Genomic DNA, 19,510 nt, shown 5'->3' on the forward strand with positions numbered 1-19,510 from the left:
TGGTACGGAGGAAGACGGTTTGACCGTCATTAACGTTGATCACGTAGGAATCACATGAGCGAAAGCTTTGCTGAGTTATTTGAACAGTCTCTCCAGGACATCAACATGGAACCCGGTGCCATCGTCATGGCGACCGTGGTTGACATCGAAGGCGACTGGATCACTGTTAACGCTGGCCTGAAGTCCGAGGGGCAAATCCCCGTGGCGCAGTTCCGCGACGACAATGGCGAAATGACCATTGCGGTCGGTGACGAAGTCAAGGTCGCGCTGGAAGCCGTCGAAGATGGTTTCGGCGAGACCCGCCTGTCACGCGAGAAGGCCAAGCGCGCCGAAGCGTGGAAGGAGCTGGAAGCGGCCTTCGAGAAGGACGAGATCGTCAAGGGCGTGATCAACGGCAAGGTCAAGGGTGGCTTCACCGTCGACGTCGCCTCCATCCGCGCCTTCCTGCCGGGTTCGCTGGTCGACGTGCGTCCGGTTCGCGATACCGCGCATCTCGAACACAAAGAGCTGGACTTCAAGGTCATCAAGCTCGATCCGAAACGCAACAACGTCGTCGTTTCCCGCCGTGCCGTGCTCGAAGCCGAGAACAGTGCCGAGCGTGAAGCGCTGCTCGCCACCTTGCAGGAAGGCCAGCAGATCATCGGTATCGTCAAGAACCTGACCGACTACGGCGCTTTCGTCGACCTCGGCGGCGTCGATGGCCTGCTGCACATCACCGACATGGCCTGGAAGCGTATCAAGCATCCGAGCGAAATCGTTGCCGTCGGCGACGAGATCAATGTCAAGGTGCTCAAGTTCGACCGTGAGCGTAACCGCGTTTCTCTGGGCCTCAAGCAGCTGGGCGAAGATCCGTGGGTCAACATCGTCGACCGCTATCCGGAAGGCATGAAGGTCAACGCTCGCGTCACCAATCTGACTGACTACGGCTGCTTCGCCGAGCTGGAAGAGGGTGTCGAAGGTCTGGTTCACGTCTCTGAAATGGACTGGACCAACAAGAACATCCATCCGTCCAAGGTGGTTCAGGTCGGTGATGAAGTCGAAGTCATGATTCTCGACATCGACGAAGAGCGTCGTCGTATTTCCCTGGGTATCAAGCAGTGCACCACCAACCCGTGGGAAGACTTCAGCGGCCGTTACAACAAGGGCGACCGCGTTGCCGGCACCATCAAGTCGATCACCGACTTCGGTATCTTCATCGGTCTTGAAGGCGGCATCGACGGTCTGGTTCACCTCTCCGACATCTCCTGGAGCGAAACCGGCGAAGAAGCGGTTCGTCAGTTCAAGAAGGGCGATGAAGCGGAAGCGGTCATCCTGTCGATCGATCCGGAGCGTGAGCGCATTTCGCTGGGTATCAAGCAGCTCGAGTCCGATCCGGTCTCCGAGTTCCTGGCCGTCAACGACAAGGGCGCGCTCGTCACGGGCCGCATCGTCGAAGTCGATGCCAAGGAAGCCCATGTCGAGCTGGCGACTGACGTCGTGGCCGTGCTCAAGGCCTCCGAGATCAGCGCTGACCGTGTCGAAGACGCGCGCAACGTGCTGAACGAAGGCGACAGCGTCGAAGCACGGATTGTCAGCGTGGATCGCAAGAGCCGCGTGATCAATCTCTCGATCAAAGCGAAAGACCAGGTCGAGCCGCCGCGTCGTGCGCCGGGCAAAACGCGTGATCAGGAAGCGGAGCCCAACGGCCCGACCACCATCGGTGATCTGATCAAGCAGCAGATGGGCCAAGACTGATTCTCTGAATTAGCTCTATCCCACAGAAAACAGCGCCTCCGGGCGCTGTTTTTTTATGGGTCACCGTCAGACATAAACCTGGCCGATCACTCGGCTCGAGCCTGAGAAAGCTCAGCGGCCGAACCAGTGGCGAAAGCGCCGGTCAACTTTGGGCGATTGTTTCGTCTCCATTGATGGCTTTCCGGCGAGCTGGCTGATGGCTTGCCCCAGTGGCATGCAAATGGCGTCGAGATGATGTCGACACAATCGCTGGTCGAGGGCCCCCGGGCACTGGGCCATCAGCAGACCGCAGTGATAGATTGCCTGGTCCAGCGGCGAGTGAAGATCGCGAAACGGCGATGCATTTTGGCGACAGCGCTGGAGTTCACCGAGCAGCAATTGCAGTGTCTGGGCATCCAGCCAGCAACGCCGAGTTTCATCGTCGGCCGCCGTTATCGAATTTCCGATGGCCCGGAACGAGACCTGGAGAAAGACGCAGGTGTAGTAGAGCTGGGAGCGCTCGGTTATCATCGTCGTCATCGCCATTTTTGATGAGATTGATTCCCATTCTCTATCGCTGGCGAGCCGCTGTCAAAGTGCTTTCTCGACGTCAATGTGTTTTCTTGAGAAGGTTCTCCGAACGCTTGGCTTTTCTGAAAGGCTTTTAGAGGAGTCAGGCTGGAAAGCCTGCGGCAGCGTGCTTCCCAGCGTATGGCATCTCACTCCGGGGCACTGCGGTTTTCCAGCGCGTTGAGAACCCCACGGAGAATCGATAGCTCCTTGCGGCTGGGTTCGGCGCGGGTAAACAGTGCTCGCAGATGGGCCTCCGTCTTGGCATGGGGCTGGGTCAGGAACCCGGCGCTATCCAGGGCTCGATGGAGATGACCATAGAAGTGTTCGAGCTGCTCGACCGTAGGATAGGGGCCGGCCGCTCTGGGCATCTGTTGCGCCTCTCCGTGCATTCGGGACTGTCTGAACGCTTCATAAGCGACGATCTGCACCGCCTGGGAAAGGTTCAGCACGCCATAGTCGGGATTGGCGGGGATGTTCAACTGATGGGTGCAGTGGCCGATTTCCTCGTTGGTCAACCCATAGCGCTCTCGCCCGAAAACGATCGCGACTGGCCCTTCCGGCAGGCGCTGCCACAGCTCCGCCGCCATGAGATCCGGCGCGTGGTAGCAGGGAAGGGGCAGACTGCGTAGACGAGCGCTGGCACCAATGACCTGGACACAGTCGCCGATCGCCTCGGAAAGCGTTTCGACGACGCGGCAGTCGTCGATGAGATCGGTCGCGCCAGCGGCGAGCCGAGTCGCTTCTTCATCGGGAAACTGGCGTGGCGACACCAGTACCAGATCGCTCAGGCCCATGGTCTTCATGGCACGTGCGCTGGCACCGATGTTGCCGGGATGGAACGTCTGAACGAGAACGATGCGAATGCGATCCAGCATGCGTGTGAGGCTCCTGCTGACAAAGGCCTGATAACAAAAGAAAGACGAAGTCTGACATAAATGGAAATTGGGAGGGAGTCGGTTGCTGCGTTACCACTATCCACGCGCTGAGCCCTATAACGACGAAACCCACCGGAAGGGTGGGTTCGTCACTGGTTTCAAACGTGTTGAAGCTATCTGACAATAATCAGGAACTGGCTTTCGGAAGTTTCTGGTTTTCGAAAGTTCCTAGCTATCGGAAGTTCCTGGCTATCGAAAGTTACTGGCTTTCGATGGCGTCCCCTGCGGCGTCGCTCTGGCCCTCGGCGTTGATGTCGTCCAGTTCTTTCGAATCGGAAACATCAGTGGCTTCATCGGTCTCGGAGTCGACGGCATCGAGCGACTGGTTGGCGGCATCACTGTGGCTGCTTTCCTTGTCGGTATCTTCCTTGCCGGAGGCGGTAACGCCGCTACCTTCGGCGAGAGGCTTGTCATTGGCGTTCTCGGCTTCCTGCATTGCATCGCTCTGCGCTATGGCGCCGCCGGCGAAACCCATCAGCATCAGGGCGGTCAGTGAAGCGGTGATCAGATTCTTTCTCATGACAAATTCCTTTTGTGGAGGAGAACGGCATCGCGCTTTACTACGGTCAAAGCACATTAACTATAGTGCATAGTCTCCATTTGTCCGCAGAATTTGCAGTCGTCACTTTGTCGTTCATCTTGGCAGTCCGCTCAGGCCGGAGCCCTTTCAGAAGCGGGAGGCTTGAACTCCCGGGACTTCGACGCCATATCAGAGGTCAGTGTCGTAACTGCCTTTGCCGTCGTGACGTAGCTGTGAGCGAGTCGATGTCGCAAACCGGCTCCTCATGCGAGTGGTTCGTCGTACCGCTCAGGCGCGAACAGGAGAATCAGCTCATGAATGCAAAAGGCTACATGGCCAAGCAGGGGATCTCGCTCGACAAGGAGGAAGAAAAGCCTCAGTCGCTCGAGGAGAAAGCCTGGGCCCGTGCCCGCGAGGCCGCGGAACATGGCCCCCGCAGTGGAACGCCGCATGACTGGGAAGACTGGGAGCGCCACCACGACGAACTGGCTTCCAATTCGCGCTCGATCCACAGCAAGGTAGGCGATCGGGGTCGCGCCAAAGGGCGCGATGCGAAGAGCGAGATAAATGACAAGGAGCGTGATCAATGAAAGGCTGCGTTCGGCGTTGATGGGCACTATGCTCTACACGGGGTGAAGCAAGAGTAACCAAAGCTTTTCGTCAATTTGCCCTCGGGAGTGGGATCTCTACTCTCAAGGCGCCGCAATGGATTGTCGAAGATCAATAAAGATGTCGTTCTGGGCAAAGGAGGCTACATGGACATCATTCGTATTATTATCGCTATCATTCTACCGCCGGTGGGGGTATTCCTGCAGGTCGGTCTGGGGTTGCAGTTCTGGATCAACATCGTGCTGACGCTGCTGGGTTATATTCCCGGTATCATCCACGCGATCTGGATCATCGCAACGCGTTGAGGCACCGCTTCGACACAGTCCTTCGAAACTGTCCTTCGAGACAGACCTTCGAAACAGTCCTTCGAGACAGTCACGACGGCTTCCTTCGGGAAGCCGTCGTCGTTTCAGAGCAGGGTCTTTTCAGGGGATCTCCTGACTCTCCTGACGACGCGATGGAACTCCCATTCATCGCCGGTAGTTATTCATCACCGGTAGTGATTCATCATCGATAGTGATAGAGAATTCGCTCGTCCTTGCGCGGACCGACGATTCGCCATTCGAGGTCCAGTCCTTCCGGCGTCAGCACCAGCCTGGCGCTATAGGCATCCGCCGCGCACTGATGAACTTCGGCATTGACCAGAGTGTCATCGCTCTCCGCGATCAGATCGAACAGCGGAACGGCCGCTTCGACTCCGCGTCTTTCGTGGAAAAGCCCGACGCGGTTATCAAAGAGCTCCCAGCGATAGACGTTACGCATGGGAACGCTACGACTCCCACCGGCGACCGTAAAGGTACCCGACTCGAAAAATCGCACATGGTTGTCTTCTTGCGTGATGTCGAGCGAGCCTTCGCCGTGACCGTTCCAGCCGACGTGCGACGCTTCACCGGAGCGTGCGTCAAATTCGAAGCGCGAGAGCTTGGGCAAAAGTCGACGTAGCCGTATAATGGCTGTCAACTTTGGCTCTTTTGAAGGTTTACCATTCATGTCGTATCTCGTTGGCGTCACGGCGCTATGGGCTTTCTCGTTCAGTCTGATCGGCGTCTATCTCTCGGGACAAGTCGACAGCTACTTCGCCGTCATGACCCGTATCATCCTGGCGACATTGGTATTTCTTCCCTTTCTGCGCCCCGCCGCATTACGCTGGCCCGTTCGCCTGGGGCTGATGGCGATCGGTAGCGTGCAGCTTGGCGTGATGTATCTCTTCTTCTATCAATCCTTCCTGTTGCTGAGCGTACCCGAAGTCCTGCTGTTTACCATCTTCACGCCGCTGTACATCACCCTGATCGATGATCTGCTGGCACGACGCTTTTCGCCGCGCTACCTGCTGGTGGCGGTCGTGGCCGTGGCAGGGGCCGCGGTCATTCGCTACGACGGCGTGACCAGCGACTACTGGTTGGGTTTTCTGGTCGTGCAGGGGGCCAACCTGAGTTTCGCTTTTGGCCAGGTCGGCTATCGCCATCTGGCGCGCAGTTTGCCAAGTGGCGTGGCGCATCGCCACCTTTTCGGCTGGTTCTATCTGGGAGCGCTGTGTCTGGCAGTGCCGGCATTCTGGATTCTCGGCGATGCGACGAAACTGCCGTCCACGCCGCTGCAGTGGGGGGTGCTGGGCTGGCTGGGGATCGCGGCCTCCGGATTGGGATATTTTCTCTGGAACAAGGGCGCCTGCCGCGTCGATGCCGGTACCCTGGCCATCATGAACAACGCGCTGATTCCCGCGGGTCTGATCGTCAATTTGCTGATCTGGAATCGGGACGCCGATCTGACCCGATTGTGCGTCGGCGCTGCGATTCTCGCCGGTTCGCTGTGGCTCAATGCGCGCTGGGCGAAGCGCAGCGGGGTGGCAACGGCAACGCCGGCGGCCAGTCGCTCCTGACCACGAAAATCCGGCAACGGCGTCCGTCCGGCAGGGTCAGCAACAGATGCCTGGGTGAGCCGTGAAGCGAAAAGTGGTCGGCGAGCGCAGCACTCAGCTCTGCCAGGGACATCGGCGCCATTATCGGTGGCGCGAGCCAGTGGGGTTTGATCAGCCAGTGGCCGGTAGTCGCCTCGGGTAACCGCCGGGCCAGGGCGGCCCAGCACCGATGGGAGCACCATAGGCCCTGCCAGACGCCCTCATTGGCTAGCGTCGGCAGCGGCAGGCGCTGACGCCAGGGGTGATAGAGAAACCCGGGCATGATGATCCGCTGGTGCAGCGGTCCTTCGGCGCCGAGCCGCTGGCGCTGATGCTGGGCGGCTGGCGATCGCCCCTTGGGTAACTGATGGAACTGGAGGCGATGGCATTTGATCGCCAGGGAGTCGAAACTGCCGATGCCGATCCAGCGCGCGGCATTTCGTTCGTCGCCGGGGCCTTCGGGTAACCCGAGAAAGAACTTGATGGCCAGTTCGGCATGGTAGATCAGCGGCTCGTGCTCGGCTTCAGTCGTCGCCGTGGACGCTTCGGTGGCATATAGCAGGTCGAGTTCGCCGAGCGTCTGCCTGTCCTCGCGCAGCGTCACGTTGTGGGCCAGTAACCGGGTGCGGGGCGCGTGATCCAGAATCCATTGCCACAGCGACTCATGATAGATGCCCAGGCGATGGGAACGGCGCGCCTGATGATGGGCCTCGAAACTGGCTGAGCGAGATTCCTGCGTCAGCAGCCAGCGACGCCTTCGGCGAGGCTCATCGAGGCCGAGCTCTGCCAATGTGGGGCGGCCGAAATAACCGGATGTCGCATCGAGGGTCGCCATATCCGGCGCGTGCAGCAGCCAGGCGATGTCGCGCACCCAGAGTTGGCGGAGTGGCGCCAGATCCTGGCGCAACGGCTCTGCCGTCGGGTGAAAGGCGTCGAATAGTGCGTCAGGTTCTGAGTCGTGAATCATCATGGCTCGATGGGTGTGGTCCGGCGCCGCAGTCGGAAGCCGCTCGATCGTGGCGCCGAATGTCGTATGCCGAGGGCCTAGATTTCACGGCCACGGCGGTGACGTCCGTTGATTCGGAGCGGGCAGATCGTTCGATCAATGCCCGCGCTCACCCCGGGAGGCGATAGAAACTGAACTCGTGCGTCTGTGTCGTCCTGACCAGCGTCGCCATCCAGCCCGGCCCGATGCTGCGATGATGAAAGAACTGCGCGCCATGGGTGATGTCAGGCAGTGTGCCGTTGAGTGCACGCCGAGCCATTTCTCTGGCCGTCGTATATTCCTTGGGTTCGTCGGCTTCGTCGGGACGCCCGTCACACCACCAGGAAAATTGACACCGGCCGGTCTCCGAACCCTGCTGAACGACGCCGCACAGCGTGGAAGGGAAGGTCGGATCGCCCAGTCGGTTCATGATCACGTTGGCGACCGCCTGCATTTCTTGCGAGTCGGTGCCCTTGGCCTCCCAGTAGATCGACCGGGCCAGGCAGGTGATCGCGTCGTCCAGCGGGGCTCGCCCGTTGGGATCGACGGCCTGCGTACCCTCGGGCGTGAGTCGTATCGCGGCGGGAGCCGGCGCTATCTGATCTGTTTCGACGACGCGCTGCTCGAGCCGTTCGGCCTTCTGCCTGGCGATTTCGGCTTTGGTGGGCGGCGGCCCGGCCAACGCTGAAGTACAGCCCAACAATAGAACGGTTAGCGCAAGGTAGCGGGACAGACCCCAGTATCGCCGATTAGACAGCCTGGTCATCGGTGCCGATCGTTTGAATGACCTCGAAACCCTCGAACTTGGGCGGGCCTAGATAAAGACCTTCGCGTCGACTCTGGCCGGCGTTGGCATGAGCGGCACGGAAGGCTTCAGAATGCGTCCAGTCCTCGAAATGCTGGCGAGTGCGCCACACGGTATGTGAGGCGTAGAGAACGTGATCTTCTTCCTGGGGGCCACGCAGCATCTGAAATTCGACGAACCCGGGCAGGTCCTGAAGGTGCGTTTCTCGCTCCAGCCATATCGTTTCGAATTCCTGGGTGCGTTCCGGGTTGACGCGAAAGCGGTTCATGGCGATGAACATGCATTGACTCCTGGTTAAGACATCGTCCTGGTAAGACATTCTTCTGGTTAGAACATCGGCGTCAGCGAAAGACGCCGTGTGAAGACCTTCGCCGCTCGTTTTCAGCCCTGACTGGACAACATTGCCAGCATCCCGTGGCAAAAGTCGAGCCGGAAAGGCTCAGCCAGGATGGAGCGAGGCGTTGACGTCACCAGGGGTTAGTGGGCTAATCGAGGCAACGGTTCCCGCTTCTCGGTCATCAACCATGGATATTCCTCATCAGCGCCTGGTCTATTTTCGGGTCACGGTCGAATCCGGCTCGCTGCGCAAGGCCGCGGCCAGGCTCGGCATCGCGCCGTCGGCGGTCAGCCGGCAGATTGCACTGCTGGAATCTGCCTTCGAAGCGCCGCTGCTCGAACGCACGCCGAGAGGGATCAGGCCCACACCGGTGGGCGAGATGGCGCTGGATTACTGTCGCCAGCGAGGAGACCTCGACGATGCATTCATCGGTCGGCTGGAGGCGTACCAGCGGCTCGAGACCGGTACGATCTCGCTGGTCGTCGGCGAGGGGTTCATCAACGATCTGATCGATGCCCCGCTGAAAGCTTTTGCTGAGCGCTACCGAGGCGTGCGTCTGGACATCGAGCAGGGCAGCACCGACGAGATCATCGAAGCCGTGGTCGAGGATCGGGCACATATCGGGCTGATGTTCCACGAGCGAGTGCACCCGCAGATTCGCTTCTGGGCTTCCAGTGGCCAGCCGCTGCTGGCGATCTGCCCCGTGGATCATGCGCTGGCCCGGGAATCGCAGCCGATCTCGCTGCAACGGCTCAGCGAAACCCCCATGGCGCTCTGGAAGCCGGGCCACGGCGTGCGCCGATTGGTGGATCAGGCCTTCGTGCAGGCGGGCCTGAGGCCGCAGGTGGCCGTGGAGACCAATTCGATGGCCGTGCTGCGTCGCGCGGTGGTGGCGGGTATGGGCATCACGCTACTGCCTCGCTTTGCCGTTGCCCACGAACTGGGCGAAGGCAATGTCGTTGCCTTGCCGGTGGCGTCGGCACTGTTTCAGAATTCCCAGGCCCACATGGTCACTCGGGTGGGTCGGCGCCAACCTCAGGCGAGTCTCAAGCTGCTGCGTCATCTCGGTTCGTGGATGCAGGCATTCCGTTCGCCGTCAGGCTGATCTGACTGAAACGTTCAGCGCTGCTCGAAACGCAGCAGCGTGCCGAGCACACCTGGCGCGATATCGGCCTGGGTTTCGCTGTGGCGGTGGTAGTCGATGCCGACAGCTTCCCATTGCGTGATGGCGGCATTCAGGTCGCGGCAGGTCAACGTCAACGCCACGGCTCGTGGCGGCTGCTCTTCCAGATCCCCCAGACTCGGGAAGGTTTCCGCCAGGGCTCGGCGATCGAGCAGGTGGCAGTCGCCCTTGTGGGTATGAATGGTCCATTCGGTGTCGCCGCCGCGTACGGCCTGGGGGCCATGAATGCGTCTGAAGTATTCGACGTCATAGCCGGGATCATCGCTGACGTACCAGATGTCGGCGATCGAGGTGGCGGTGTTGACATGCGATTCCTGGGTCGGGTCGACACGAAACAGTTCCGGACGCAGCTGCTGGCACAGGAACTGGGTCAGGAAGGGGCGTTCCGCATCATGTAGGATATCCAGCGCCACGCTGACCTCTTCGTCGCGTCCGCTTGGCAGATGTGCCGTGCGTCGAAAAATGATCGGACACGCCTCGGTAAAGCCTCGCGCTGCCACCAGCGCATGATCGCGCTGAATGCTGTTGCTATCGAGCGCCACCATGGCGATACCGTCGCCGACCGCTTTCAGACGAGCCTCGATTAGCCGGCCGAACTGGAAGCCGTTATCGTCCTGGTAATCGAGGCATTCGGGGCGCCCGATGCCGATCAATTCGATGAAATTATTGCTGAAGAACAGCAGGTGATTGTCCGTGCCCCACGGGTGCTGATGGCGTGCGTTGACGGTGAAACCCAGATCCGTGGCTGCTCGGGCGGCATGATCGAGATCACTGACCGCCAGTAAAGGGTGATCGATACCGAAGCTCATGAGCCGTCCGTCCGATGGTGTCGTTGTCTGCAGTATTGCCTAATATCGAGATAAGAGATGGGCAGGGTACGGGATCGGCCGCGCTTTTTCTCATTTCGGCACCGCTCTCTCGATCCGGCTCTGCCACGACACGGTCGATATCTTTCGACGTATTGGGCCCATGCGGCGAGATTCACGGCAGCCCGAGGGCTCAGGCTTGCCGGTTTCTCACTGTCGACCGCGCCTAGATCGCTACGCTTGGCCGCTGCCATACCCCATGGCGACGCTGGCTTCGAGGCCGGTCTCGACCCACACGCTTTGCGGAATGGTGTATTCGCGCAGGCCATCGAGACCGCTGGATCGACCAAAACCGCTGTCGCGGAAGCCACCGAAGGGCGACATCACGTTGATCGCCTTGTAGCTGTTGATCCAGACGGTGCCGGCGCGCAACTGAGCCGCGACGCGATGCGCCCTGGCCGGATCCTGCGTCCACACGGCGCCGGCGAGGCCGAAGCGAGTGCCGTTGGCGAGGCGAATGGCGTCGGCTTCGTCATCGAATGGCAGGGCGACGACCACGGGCCCGAACACTTCCTCGCAGGCGATCTCCATCGAGGCATCGACATCGGCGATGACCGTGGGCGCAAGATAGTAACCGTCTGCTTCTTCCGGCAGGTCCGCGGGGCGAGCGCCGCCCGTAACGATGCGAGCCCCGGCAGCCTTGGCGCGTTCGATCATGCCGGTCACGCGCTCGAACTGGCGCGCGTTCTGCAGCGGTCCCATTCGGGTCGCTTCATCGGCGGGCAGGCCAATGGCGATCTGGCTGGCAGCGCGGCCGACGCGTTCGACCACGGCGTCGAAAATGTCGCGCTGGATCAGCAGTCGCGAGCCGGCCACGCAGCTCTGCCCGGCCGCTGCGAAAATCGCAGCCTGGGCGCCAGCCACGGCGTCGTCGAGCCTGGCATCGTCGAACACGATGTTGGCGGATTTGCCGCCGAGCTCGAGCACGCTGGGCACCAGTCGACGGGCGCCGGCTTCCGCAATCAGGCGGCCGCTGTCGGGCGAGCCGACGAATACCAGCTTGCTGATGCCGTCATGGCCGGTCAGTGCCGCGCCAGTGGTCGGGCCGAGGCCGTTGACGATGTTGATCAGGCCTTGCGGCAGGCCGCCGGACTCGAGCAGGCGGGCAATCACCACAGAGGAGAACGGCGTCAGCTCGGAGGGTTTGAGCACGACACCGTTACCCGCGGCGAGGGCCGGCGCCAGCTGCCAGGCGCAGGTGAACATCGGCGCGTTCCAGGGCGTGATCTGACCGACGACGCCGAACGGTACGTGGCGCACGTAGTTGAGATGCGAGGTCGGCACCGGGATGACCTCGCCGTGCTGCTTGTCGCACCAGCCGGCGTAGTACTCGAACATTTCGCGGACCTTGCCGACTTCGCCGCGGCAATCGCGAATCGGCTTGCCGGCGACCACGCTCTCTAGCTGGGCGAGATCCTCCTCATGACCTTCCAGCCGGCGGACGGCGGTGTTCATGCGCCGACCCCGTTCGCTGGCGGTCAGCGCCATCCATTCGACCTGGGCCCGTGAAGCGGCTTCGACGGCCTGGTTCAGCAGTTCGGGACCGGCATCACGATAGTTGATCAGCTCACCGCCGGTAGCCGGATTCGTCAGCCTGATGGCATCGCCCTGACCGGTGACCAGATCGCCATTGATCCAGTTGGAACAGGGCGTGTCTCCGGCTTCCAATGACAAACCGAACTGGGTGAGAAGACGATGCAGGGTTTGCTGTGCCTGACGGTTCAGTTCATTCATGCGGAGGTCTCTTCATCGCCGGCGGCGGAAGGGGCGAAATCGATGCCGGCCTGGGCCAGAATCGGCGAGGTGATGTGATTGAAATCGTCGGCATCCGCCGGCCGATCGGCGTTGACGTGCCAGCCAGCGACCACCTGATCCAACAGCGCCAGGTCGAGGTCGAGACCTTCGGCGGCATCACGCGCCAGGCGCAGGTCCTTGCGCATCAGACCGCTGGTAAAGCCGGAGTCGAAGTGCCCGGAGAGAATCCATTCGGGGAAGTTGATCTCGCTGATGGCGCTGCGACCGGAGCCGCTGTTGAGACCGGCCAGGCAGGCCGCCGGATCGACTCCCGCCTTGGCAGCCAGCGTGACAGCCTCGGCGGTGGCGATCAGGTTGGTGGCGCAGAGGTAGTTGTTGGCCAGCTTGACGACGTGGCCGCTGCCCGGGCCACCCACATGCGTGCGTTTGGCTGACATCGCCTCTAGCATCGGCATGACGCGCTCGATCGTTGCCATGTCGCCGCCCAGCAGCATGCCCAGCTTGCCGCTCGCCGCCCCTTTGGGGCCACCGCTGACCGGCGCATCCAGCCATTCGAGGCCGGCATCGATCACCTTGGCCGCCAGTTCGCGGCTGACCACCGGATCGCTGGTGGACGTGTCGACGATCACGCTGCCCTTGGGCGCCAGTGTGAGCAAGCCCGGGGACGTCTCGATGACTTCACGCACGTGATCGGAGGTCGGCAGTGACAGCAGATAAACGTCGCTGGCCGGAATCGCGTCGGGCGTGACGGTGTCGAGGCTCTGATCGGCCAGACGCTGGCGGGCGGCTTCGAACACGTCGCTGCCGGTGACATCGAAGCCGGCGCGCTTGAGCGTCAGCGCCATATTGCCGCCCATCTGGCCAAGACCGATGACGGTGATTTTCATGCAGTTCTCCTGGCTTGATCTTGCAATGAAGCGTTCCGGTCGGAGCGTCTTTTCAGTCGTCCAGCAGTTCCTTCACCAGCGCTTGCCAGTAGGCAACGCCGAGGGGAGCGATGGCATCGTTGAAGTCGTAGGCCGGGTTGTGGAGGGCGGCGCTATCGCCGTTGCCCAGCCAGATATAAGCGCCAGGGCACTGGTTCAGCATGAAGGCGAAATCTTCCGACCCCATGCTAGGCGCCATGTCGCGGTGGATCTTGGCGATACCGGGGAGCGTATCGAGGACGTCGACGCAGTGCGCGGCATGCTCAGGGTTGTTGATCGTCGCCGGATAGCGCGCCTGGTAGTCGAATTCAGCCTTGAGACCGTGGAACTGGGCAGTGGCATCGATGGCGTCGCGAAAGCGCTGCTCCAGCCTGGCCTTGAGCGCCGCATCGAAGCAGCGCACGGTGCCGCGCAGTTCGACCGTCTCGGGAATGACGTTGTAGGCGTCACCGGCGTGAAACTGGGTAATGCTCAGCACCGCGGACTGGTGCGGCGGGGTCTCCCGGCTGATCAACCCCTGCAGTTGATTGGCCAACTGACAGGCGGCCAGCACGACGTCGGTGCCCAGATGTGGCATGGCGGCGTGGCAGCCGCGCCCGGTCAGTCTGAGCGTGAAAACATCGAACGCCGCCATCACCGGGCCGTCGTGGACGGCGGCTTCACCGACGGCGAGCCCCGGCCAGTTGTGGAGGCCGTAAATCGCCTCCATCGGGAAGCGCTCGAACAGGCCTTCCTCGACCATCACGCGGGCGCCGCCTTCGCTCTCCTCGGCGGGCTGGAAGATGCAGTGCACCTGGCCGGCAAAGTCGGGGTTTCTGGCCAGCGCACAGGCCGCGCCCAGCAGCATGGTGGTGTGGCCGTCGTGGCCGCAGGCGTGCATGCGGCCCGATATGGTCGAGCGGTAGTCGACGTCATTGAGTTCCTCGATCGGCAGGGCATCGATATCGGCACGTAGTCCGATGCTGCGTCCAGCTCCCCGATTACCGTCGATGGTGACGACGACACCGGTACCGCCGCCCAGGCCGGTGACCGGATCGAGGCCGTGTTCGCGAAGAATCTCGACGATACGCTGGCTGGTGCGAGTCTCTTCGAACGCGATCTCCGGATGCCGATGGAAGTCGTGGCGCCATTCGGTCAACGTTTCAGGATCGGGATAGGAAGCGGGTTGGTTCATGATCTCCTCCGACAATGGCGGTAAATGACTTACAGCAACAGTTGGGCCACGACCGCCGAACCGACATAGGTACCGGTGAATACCAGCAGCGAGATGATGATCAGCTTCCAGCCGGTCTGGCGGAACATCGTGAACTCGCGGCGGCTGAGGGCCAGCCCGGCGTAGGCCAGCACTGGGGTGACGATGGCGAGGAAATTGACCGCGGCGAGCTGATCGACGATCCAGCCGCTACCCGGGAAGAACGGCAGCGTCATGAGGATACTGACCAGCGATACCCAGGCGACGCCGGGGAGATAGAACGGGGCCGCCCGCGTGATCACCAGGCCGATGAGGGTCATGACATAGAGAATGATCATGCCCGGCAGGGCATCGATCAGCGAGGCACCGTTGACGGTGTTGGCGATCCAGCCGACGACGCAGGCCATCGCCAGCACCGCGGCGGTCTTGCCGAGATTCGTTTCGGGGCGTTCTTCGGCGGCCAGGTCGTCGTTTTCACCCTGACTGCCACCATCGGCCGCCGTGACACCCGCCATGCTGTCGGCGCGACTACGCCCGCCCAGGCGGCGATAGAGCCATTCCGCGACGGGCAGCGCAATGAACAGTGATACGTAAAGCCCCGTGGCGTAGGTCAGCAGGTTGCTGGCGCCGGCAAACGCGAGCAGGTCATCGGCGAGATCGGGCATGGCTCCGGCAAGCGCCCCGGAGCAGGCCGCAACCATGCTGCCACTGCCGACACCACAGGCCATTGCCAGCGCGCGTGGATCGAACCAGTCCAGCGAGGCCAGATAGCCGGCCATCAGCGCGAACCACAGCGTGCCGAACATGGTGCCGACGACGTAAACCCCCATCACGCCTATCCCTTCCGGCCCCTTGAGACCGTACTTGTCGGAGATGATCGCGATATTGGGTTCGCGAGCGATCGAGTAGGTCGCGCCGATGGCCTCTCGGCCCATCTTGAGTACCAGTACTGCCACGGGCAACGCCACCAGCATGGTGCCGAGGTTACCCAGTTCCTGCAGGATCAGTGCGGGGCCGGCGCTGATGAGCTGATCGATGGCCGGGCCGATGGTCGAACCGAAGCGCGCGATGAACGGCATGATCGAAATCAGGATCAGCGGCGTTGCCGCCTGGCTGACACTTTCCGGCAGAAATCGCTTCGTTCCCGCAAATAGATGGGGGTTGAGCAGTACGCCGAGAATGAAGGCATAGAACAACGGCAGCAGCAGCAGGGCGCCGGGCCCGAGCGGGATCTTGAGAATGCCGATCCATTCGCTGAACAGCGACAGCACGACGACCAGCAGGTGCAGGCGCCAGTTGAGCAGTTGGGAGAGGGACATCGGTCGCGACCTCTTTATTGTTGGTGGAGAGGTGATTGACCGAGTATCGAGAGAGAGCGTGATCGAATGAAAGGCGCGAGGTGTTCTGTTTATTGGATGGCCTGACGTAAAACGGGGTGAGCCAAAGGCCCACCCCGTCACGACGATTGCGGCTGTTACCGCATCAGTGTTGCCGAACTAGAGAATCAATCCTCCGGCAGGGCGTATACCACGACCTGATCGCCAACCTGATCCTTGAGGATCGTGTTGCCGCCGGCGACGAAGGCAACGTACTGGCGGCCCTTGTACTCGTAGACCGAGGGATTGGCCACGGCGGGTGCCTGGGCCTGGTCTTCCCACAGCTCTTCACCGGTCTTCAGCGAGAAGGCGCGCAGCTTGGCATCCATCGAGGCACCAATGAACACGACACCGCCCGCCGTCACAGCCGGGCCACCGATGGTCGGCGAACCCCATTTTTCGGGCATGAAGAAGCCGTACTGCTGAGAAGCCCCGATCGGACGACGCCATTTCACGTCACCGGTATGCATGTCGATCGCCACGAGTTCGCCGAAGGGCGGCTCCCAGCAGGGCATGCCAAGCCAGTTGGTCGCCACCTGCAGGCGCATGCCGTACGGCGCGCCTTTCTGCGGCGCGAAGCCACTCTCGTTGCCGGAGCCGCTATCGGCCTTCTCGTAGTCTTCGCGGTTGTACAGCTTGAGGGTCTGCACGATATGCGAGGTATTGACGATAGCGGTCTGGCTCTGGGGATCGAACGCGACACCACCCCACTGCACACCACCCGAGCTGTCCGGATAAGTCAGCGCACCTTCACCTTTGGTAGTCGGCGGCGTGTACATGCCTTCGTACCAGAGATCGTCCCACAGGCGAGAGCACTGACCGCCACCCACGGCGTCGGCGAGACCCCAGATCTTGGGCTTCTTGGACTGATCCAGCAGCGGCGCGGGCTTGGTCGGGAACGGCTGTGTCGGGGCATAGACTTCGCCTTCGACGCTGCCATCGCCCTGCGGTACCGGACGCTCCTCGATCGGCCAGACGTCCTCGCCGGTCAGGCGATTGACCACGAATAGGAAGCCCTGCTTGGTCGCCTGAACGAGTGCCGGGATCTCTTTGCCGTCGACGGTGATGTCCATCAGCGTCGGGGCGGAGTTGATGTCGTAGTCCCAGATATCGTGGTGAACCCACTGACGCGACCACACCACTTTACCGGTCTCGATATCGAGCGCGGTGGTCGAGGTCGCCAGCGGCGCCTCTTCAGTGCGGTTACCGCCCCAGTAGTTCGGTGACGGCGAGGAGACCGGCAGATAGAGCAGGCCGTTCTCGCGATCGGCGGACATGTGCGTCCAGACGTTGGCGGTACCGCTCTTCTCGCGCATCTCATCGGAGAGCGCCTGGAACGTCCATTCGAGCTCGCCGGTCTGGGCGTTGAGCGAGAAGATCGTTCCCGGCGGTGCCTGTTCGTAGGCCCAGTCCATGCCGGCCCAGCCGAGCATCAGATGGTCGCCGACCACGGTCGGTGGCTGCAGCACGGAAAGCGGCCACTCGGCGTGGGTGTCGTTCCACTGGTTGACGTTGAGTACGCCGTTGTCGGCAAAGCCCTTGCAGAGTTTGCCGGTGTCGGCGTCCAGCGCGAACAGCTGAGCGTCCATGGTTCCCATGTAGACGATCTTCTGGCACGGCTCGCCGGCGACCGGGTTTTCAGCCTCCCAGTAGGAGACCCCGCGGTTCTTCAACACCGGCTGGGTCAGCGCCTTGCGCGAGGACTGGGTGTCGAAGCTCCACTTCTCTTTACCAGTGCCCGGATCCAGCGCGATCAGGCGATAGAAGGGCGTGCCGATATAGATGGTGTCGTTGGCGAATACCGGGGTCGCGGACCACACCGTGGCCGGCGTATCACCGGAGCCATCGGAGACGTCACCGGTATGGAATTCCCAGACTTTCTCGAGATCGCCGACGTTGTCCGCCGTGATCTGGTCGAGCGGGCTGTATTTCTGCGCGTTGAGCTGACCGTGGAAGCTGTCCCAGGTAGCGTTTTCGGGAACCAGCGGGATCGACGGGCGATCGCTGTCCTCGCGGCCGCCGGTGTCGGTCGTGGCAACGTCTTCGGAATCCTGAGCGTCGGCAGCGCTGTCGCTCTGGGTCGACTCGCTTTGAGTGGCATCGGACTGAGTGGCGCCCTGAGTCCCGGCTGACGAATCATCGGCACTGCTGTTGGCCGATGACTGACTGGATTCGGTGGGCTGATCTTGCGCCAGCAGCGGTGCGGGAGCGATCAAGAGCGCGAGTGCCGTGGCCATTCCCAGCCGCTGAGCCGTGGCTTTCAGCGTGGGGATGGACAGTGTCGGCGAGGGTATGGGCATGAATCGGCTCCTCATGAATGAACTGTTTTGGTGGAGGCGGTCGGGCTGGCCATGTCCATCAGCAGACCGATAAGGCCAACCACCATGGCGGCCGTCAGCAACCACTGGTGCAGCAACAGCCCAGCGAAGCCGGTACCGACGAGTGCCAGCAGGATCAGCACACGCAGCGCGACGCGGCCGCTACGGCATGACAGCGGCGCCAGCACCAGCGTCAGAACGACCAGCGCGATCGTCGAGAGGATGACGACGAGCGCGCCGAGCGTGTCGTTGACACCGGTCAGCGGAGTGAAATAGGCATAAAGTGACACGGCGAGCCCGATGAGCGAGCCCACCAGCAGCACGATGATGCCCGCCCTGAATGATCGAGATTGCGACATGAGGTTGTTGTCTCCTGATGAGAGCGATTTGGTGCACCTGGCGGCTACTTCTGCGTTGCTCTGATATTGCATCAGGCCAAAAAACATCGACGAAACAGCTCGATGGTGTGGCTACGCTTGCTCGTATTTTCCACATGCCAGGCCTGCGAAAGTATAAAGGATTTTTAGAAGTTAGCAGAGAAACTATCCTGCTTTTTTTGCGTGAATCGAGCCTCGTTTGCCGACGGGCGAGAGCAGCCAGCATAATGGCCGGCCGTCACGTCGCGAGAGACACGTTGTATGGAATCGTTCAATACCATCGGTCTGATTGGCCGTCTGGGCAGCGACAAGGTCGTCGAGACGCTCAAGCGTCTGATGATCTTTCTCGAGCGTCGTGGTCTCGATCTGGTGATCGAGGATCGTACCGCCGCGTTGGTTCCCGGCCATCGCCACGGCGAAGCCCGGCGTCGAGAGCTGGGCACGCTGTGCGATCTGGTGATCGTGGTGGGGGGCGACGGCAGCCTGCTGGGCGCGGCGAGAACGCTATGTCACAGCGCGATACCGGTCCTCGGCATCAATCGCGGGCGACTGGGTTTTCTGACCGATATCCTGCCGGACGAGGTCGAACAGAAGGTTGGCGAAGTGCTGGATGGACAGTACGACACCGAGCGCCGCTTCCTGCTCGAGGCGGAACTCTATCGTGGCCAACGCCTGATCGGCTCCGGCACCAGTCTCAACGATGTCGTCGTGCACCCCGGTAAGGCCGCGCGAATGATCGAGTTCGAACTGTTCGTCGACGATCGTTTCGTCTACTCGCAGCGTTCCGATGGCCTGATCATGGCGACACCGACCGGCTCCACGGCCTACGCGCTATCCGGCGGCGGGCCGATCGTGCATCCGGGGCTCGAAGCCATCACCCTGGTGCCGATGTTCCCGCATACGCTCTCCAGTCGGCCGATCGTGATCGATGCCGCCAGCGAGATTCGGATCCAGATCGGTGATATCAATCAGGCGTATCCGCATGTCAGCTGCGACGGTCAGACCCGCGTCGTCTGCAAGCCCGACGACGTGCTCTACGTCCGTCGCCATGCCGAACGTCTGACGCTGATTCACCCGCGCGGACACAGTTTCTTCGAAGCCTGCCGTTCCAAACTGGGATGGAGCAGCAGGCTGGGAGACTGA

20 protein-coding genes are annotated in these 19,510 nt (G+C 61.6%); 6 read left to right on the forward strand and 14 right to left on the reverse strand.

The genetic code is table 11. The features are described from left to right. Positions 1-54: 54 nt before the first annotated feature. The gene (gene rpsA / locus ACUN9V_RS03175; RefSeq protein WP_439303742.1) at positions 55-1,734 is read left to right on the forward strand and encodes a 30S ribosomal protein S1; all 1,680 of its coding nucleotides are present in this window, start codon (positions 55-57) and stop codon (positions 1,732-1,734) included. Between the two features lie 111 nt (positions 1,735-1,845). On the opposite strand, the gene ACUN9V_RS03180 is transcribed toward rpsA, so the two are convergent. The 3 genes from ACUN9V_RS03180 to ACUN9V_RS03190 all read right to left on the reverse strand — a co-directional run bounded on the left by ACUN9V_RS03180 (position 1,846) and on the right by ACUN9V_RS03190 (position 3,741). Further along, positions 1,846-2,253, reverse strand: a complete 408-nt coding sequence (locus ACUN9V_RS03180; RefSeq protein WP_445510294.1) for a hypothetical protein — start codon at positions 2,251-2,253, stop codon at positions 1,846-1,848. A 179-nt stretch (positions 2,254-2,432) separates the two neighbouring features. Continuing rightward, complete coding sequence (locus ACUN9V_RS03185; RefSeq protein WP_445510295.1) at positions 2,433-3,161, reverse strand: RNA methyltransferase; 729 nt, start codon at positions 3,159-3,161, stop codon at positions 2,433-2,435. 259 nt (positions 3,162-3,420) lie between these two features. Beyond that, on the reverse strand, positions 3,421-3,741 hold the full coding sequence (locus ACUN9V_RS03190) for a hypothetical protein (RefSeq protein ID WP_445510296.1): 321 nt from the start codon (positions 3,739-3,741) through the stop codon (positions 3,421-3,423). A 314-nt stretch (positions 3,742-4,055) separates the two neighbouring features. Here ACUN9V_RS03190 and ACUN9V_RS03195 point away from each other — a divergent pair, with 314 nt between their 5' ends. Together ACUN9V_RS03195 and ACUN9V_RS03200 are read left to right on the forward strand one after the other, a co-directional pair. Continuing rightward, positions 4,056-4,331, forward strand: coding sequence for a hypothetical protein (locus ACUN9V_RS03195; protein ID WP_445510297.1), 276 nt, complete (start codon positions 4,056-4,058; stop codon positions 4,329-4,331). 165 nt (positions 4,332-4,496) lie between these two features. Then, positions 4,497-4,655: a YqaE/Pmp3 family membrane protein gene (locus tag ACUN9V_RS03200; protein WP_075563162.1), complete on the forward strand. Its 159-nt coding sequence runs from the start codon at positions 4,497-4,499 to the stop codon at positions 4,653-4,655. A 202-nt stretch (positions 4,656-4,857) separates the two neighbouring features. On the opposite strand, the gene ACUN9V_RS03205 is transcribed toward ACUN9V_RS03200, so the two are convergent. Further along, complete coding sequence (locus tag ACUN9V_RS03205) at positions 4,858-5,310, reverse strand: DUF6314 family protein (protein ID WP_439303739.1); 453 nt, start codon at positions 5,308-5,310, stop codon at positions 4,858-4,860. A gap of 28 nt (positions 5,311-5,338) precedes the next feature. On the opposite strand from ACUN9V_RS03205, the gene ACUN9V_RS03210 reads away from it, so the two are divergent. Continuing rightward, entirely contained in the window at positions 5,339-6,229 is an 891-nt protein-coding gene (locus ACUN9V_RS03210) for a carboxylate/amino acid/amine transporter (protein ID WP_075563163.1), read from the forward strand. Here the strand turns inward: ACUN9V_RS03210 and ACUN9V_RS03215 are convergent. From ACUN9V_RS03215 to ACUN9V_RS03225, 3 genes are all read right to left on the reverse strand, one after another. Then, entirely contained in the window at positions 6,165-7,214 is a 1,050-nt protein-coding gene (locus ACUN9V_RS03215) for a DUF1853 family protein (RefSeq protein WP_445510298.1), read from the reverse strand. The two genes, ACUN9V_RS03210 and ACUN9V_RS03215, sit on opposite strands and share 65 nt — an antisense overlap. A 148-nt stretch (positions 7,215-7,362) precedes the next feature. Continuing rightward, positions 7,363-7,998, reverse strand: a complete 636-nt coding sequence (locus ACUN9V_RS03220) for a cell wall hydrolase (RefSeq protein WP_445510299.1) — start codon at positions 7,996-7,998, stop codon at positions 7,363-7,365. Continuing rightward, the gene (locus ACUN9V_RS03225) at positions 7,982-8,317 is read right to left on the reverse strand and encodes an antibiotic biosynthesis monooxygenase family protein (RefSeq protein WP_110693807.1); all 336 of its coding nucleotides are present in this window, start codon (positions 8,315-8,317) and stop codon (positions 7,982-7,984) included. The genes ACUN9V_RS03220 and ACUN9V_RS03225 overlap by 17 nt, the downstream gene beginning before the upstream one ends. A gap of 244 nt (positions 8,318-8,561) precedes the next feature. Between ACUN9V_RS03225 and ACUN9V_RS03230 the strand changes: the two genes are divergently transcribed. Further along, positions 8,562-9,479, forward strand: a complete 918-nt coding sequence (locus ACUN9V_RS03230; RefSeq protein WP_445510300.1) for a LysR family transcriptional regulator — start codon at positions 8,562-8,564, stop codon at positions 9,477-9,479. A 14-nt stretch (positions 9,480-9,493) separates the two neighbouring features. Here ACUN9V_RS03230 and ACUN9V_RS03235 read toward each other — a convergent pair whose 3' ends face one another. The 7 genes from ACUN9V_RS03235 to ACUN9V_RS03265 form a co-directional block, all read right to left on the reverse strand. Then, on the reverse strand, positions 9,494-10,366 hold the full coding sequence (locus ACUN9V_RS03235) for a VOC family protein (RefSeq protein WP_445510301.1): 873 nt from the start codon (positions 10,364-10,366) through the stop codon (positions 9,494-9,496). A gap of 231 nt (positions 10,367-10,597) precedes the next feature. Then, entirely contained in the window at positions 10,598-12,157 is a 1,560-nt protein-coding gene (locus tag ACUN9V_RS03240; protein ID WP_445510302.1) for an aldehyde dehydrogenase family protein, read from the reverse strand. Beyond that, positions 12,154-13,065: an NAD(P)-dependent oxidoreductase gene (locus ACUN9V_RS03245; protein ID WP_445510303.1), complete on the reverse strand. Its 912-nt coding sequence runs from the start codon at positions 13,063-13,065 to the stop codon at positions 12,154-12,156. The genes ACUN9V_RS03240 and ACUN9V_RS03245 overlap by 4 nt, the downstream gene beginning before the upstream one ends. A 52-nt stretch (positions 13,066-13,117) precedes the next feature. Then, positions 13,118-14,278, reverse strand: a complete 1,161-nt coding sequence (locus ACUN9V_RS03250; RefSeq protein WP_445510304.1) for a M20 aminoacylase family protein — start codon at positions 14,276-14,278, stop codon at positions 13,118-13,120. Positions 14,279-14,307: 29 nt separating this feature from the next. Continuing rightward, entirely contained in the window at positions 14,308-15,615 is a 1,308-nt protein-coding gene (locus tag ACUN9V_RS03255) for a DUF3100 domain-containing protein (RefSeq protein ID WP_445510305.1), read from the reverse strand. A gap of 185 nt (positions 15,616-15,800) precedes the next feature. Then, a complete protein-coding gene (locus ACUN9V_RS03260; RefSeq protein ID WP_445510306.1) occupies positions 15,801-17,972 on the reverse strand; it encodes a pyrroloquinoline quinone-dependent dehydrogenase in 2,172 nt (723 codons plus the stop codon). Positions 17,973-17,983: 11 nt separating this feature from the next. Further along, positions 17,984-18,349: a hypothetical protein gene (locus tag ACUN9V_RS03265; RefSeq protein ID WP_445510307.1), complete on the reverse strand. Its 366-nt coding sequence runs from the start codon at positions 18,347-18,349 to the stop codon at positions 17,984-17,986. 279 nt (positions 18,350-18,628) lie between these two features. Between ACUN9V_RS03265 and ACUN9V_RS03270 the strand changes: the two genes are divergently transcribed. Beyond that, positions 18,629-19,510: an NAD(+) kinase gene (locus ACUN9V_RS03270; RefSeq protein WP_445510308.1), complete on the forward strand. Its 882-nt coding sequence runs from the start codon at positions 18,629-18,631 to the stop codon at positions 19,508-19,510.

The organism is Salinicola sp. V024 (genome assembly GCF_052645315.1).